This window comes from Phormidium sp. FACHB-1136 (genome assembly GCF_014697375.1).
GTDB lineage: Bacteria > Cyanobacteriota > Cyanobacteriia > Phormidesmidales > Phormidesmidaceae > Nodosilinea.
The window spans coordinates 1-2,325 of record NZ_JACJRS010000229.1 but is presented as its reverse complement, the minus strand read 5'-3'; the positions used below and the strand labels follow the sequence as shown (position 1 = coordinate 2,325).

Sequence of the window (2,325 nt, the reverse complement as noted above, 5' to 3'; positions counted from 1 at the left end):
CCCGTCTCTTTCTCAAGATGAGATGCCAATCTCTCGGCGGTCCATGTCCCAAACGCATAACCGTAATCTTGAGGCTCTTTATCAATGACTTCTATCAGTAAGTCAATGTACTCATCCGTTGCCTTATGATAGTTGCCTTTCATTCGGTCATCGATCAAACTATCTAACTTGCTCGGATCTCCATGGGTGCTCCAGTAGGCCACCTTCCGCAAGGAGCATCCGATTAAGTCCGCGATCTCTTGCTGAGTCCTGCCGTCATTGCGCAGTAGCCGTATTAGAATGCGCTCTCGAATGTCAGGGTGTTCATGGAACTTCAATTGCTTCTGAAGCTCTTGCTTTTCCTCTGACGTTAGATAGTTTCTGACTCCCATGGCTTATTCCATAATTTTAATGTATTATACGCAGTTTAGATGACTAACAGCTTATTGAATTGCTAATTCGGGCAATGCTGGCCACAGGTGCAACCCCCCAAGAAATTGGTCAAGTGATTGCACAAGTGGGCTGAACTCAATCTCTCACAGATAACTTTGCTGTACTACCCCAACCGAGGGCTGAAGCAACCTAACGGTTCGCTTGAGCAGTTGCACACGACCTTCACCATTACTGAGACCTTTTGGAAATCCGCTCCAAGCGAATTGTTATGCGTCTAGAGTTAATCTAAACGCAAATTTTTAGAAGGTGATTTATATGAGTTTCAAGCTCTAAATCTAACAAATATGCACAAATGGAAATAAATTTTTTATATTCTTTCAAATCCGATCGGGAGATATTGAGAACGTTGGCGGTGTGCGCTACGATGTGGCGACTACCAACTAAAGCTTGCAGTTTATCTCTGATAAATGTATGCGCTGTTGCTTTTCCCCATTTTATATCAAACTTCGGCTTAATTTTGGTAAAGATGTCTGATAAGCCAACATTTGAAGGTAGTCCTATTTCGTACAGGCTAGAGAATAATCAGGCGACCCTAGAGACCTTACGGCAGTAGATTGCTGTTTTTGGCTGTTTTTTCTCTGGCCCGTAGATTAATGCACTACCCATTTGAAAACATATTACTGATAGGGCACCTCGAAAAATCCAAATCTTCGTGGAAGTAGCTACGAGATTTCAGGGGTTTCAGGCTTTTCATGTTCGCTATACGGTAATTAATCGAGGTGCCCGATAGTATCTGGGCTGGGATTACTACCACTATCATTGAATGCAGGAGGATGAACATTCTTTAGAAGAACTATCTTACATGCTAATTCAATGTCGGTAAGTCTATTAATTTTTTGAGTTGGTTCTTTGAAGGGCTCGCCTTTCATAGCGCGTTCAAGAGTGTTAAAAATACTACACACCTGCATTTTATCGGGTAATTTATTGAACTGAACTTTACTGTGAGGTGTCGCTAATTCAGTTAATCTTTCCTCCATGACCTGCCTCAAGAAATACTCAAACGAAGCCACCATAAGAACTATTGCACTTCCACGCAAAGCTTGCACAGCTTTTTGTTCTTCTTTGCGAGGCGGGTTTTTATATTTCCGCTCTAGCTCCAGAAGAGCTTCAACCATTTCGAGAGAGCTTTGGAACTCCTTTAGAGCATTAGAATGAGGCATATGTATAGCTTCAGTTGGGCACCTCGATTAATTGCCTTATTGCAAACTCGAAGAGCCTGAAACCTCTGGAATCTCGTAGCCATTCTCAATAAGATTTGTATTTTTCGAGGTGTCCAGTTATGATTTCAAAGCTTTAAGTATTACATTTTGTACCATTTCAATCCTCACCTTGATATATGCTGGCACTGCTGCATCTATAGCTTTTTGAAATTCATCTAGGGTAAATAAAATCTTGAGGGCATCTCGAAAAATACTGAAGACACTGTCTCACAATGAGACTCACGCCGAAATTCAGACTCCTGAAATATTTGCTAATAGTCCAATATTTGATCATTAGTATTTGGATTCTTAAAGAGATAGTCGATAGACACAAAAAGATGAGATCATAGATAATATAAATCACTCATTTCTCATCAGGACTATGGGACAAAAAGGATTCTGGGACTTTGAGGAACGCCAGCAGGAATTGCTCAACAAAAATAAAACCTTAAAATATCTCAATGACATTATTCCTTGGGAATTATTCCGAGATGAACTAGAATCGCTCCATAAAAAAGACCGCAAAAGCAATGCAGGCCGCAAACCAATCGATGTCATTTTGATGTTTAAGCTCTTGATCCTACAACCAACACTCCGGACAGATTTAGGAGGCTGTGATCCCAGTCTATGCGGCGATAACCCCGTAGTTCAGGAGGGTCTGGTAGTTGGGATGGGATTGAATCAAAGTTGGCTC

The 2,325-nt window shown here is 41.3% G+C and carries 1 protein-coding gene and 2 pseudogenes; 1 reads left to right on the top strand and 2 read right to left on the bottom strand.

Annotation, left to right across the window (positions count from 1 at the left end; genetic code table 11):
- Both H6G62_RS27580 and H6G62_RS26845 read right to left on the bottom strand, forming a co-directional pair.
- Window positions 1–371, bottom strand: a pseudogene (locus tag H6G62_RS27580) (helix-turn-helix domain-containing protein); the annotation flags it as partial.
- 771 nt (window positions 372–1,142) lie between these two features.
- On the bottom strand, window positions 1,143–1,592 hold the full coding sequence (locus H6G62_RS26845; RefSeq protein WP_190500862.1) for a HEPN domain-containing protein: 450 nt from the start codon (window positions 1,590–1,592) through the stop codon (window positions 1,143–1,145).
- Window positions 1,593–2,013: 421 nt separating this feature from the next.
- Here H6G62_RS26845 and H6G62_RS26840 point away from each other — a divergent pair.
- Window positions 2,014–2,325: pseudogene (locus tag H6G62_RS26840) on the top strand (hypothetical protein); the annotation flags it as partial.

Bases quoted from the DNA above. Each gene is read 5' to 3' on its own strand.
- H6G62_RS26845 (WP_190500862.1), bottom strand. From the start codon at position 1,592: ATGCCTCATTCTAATGCTCTAAAGGAGTTCCAAAGCTCTCTCGAAATG.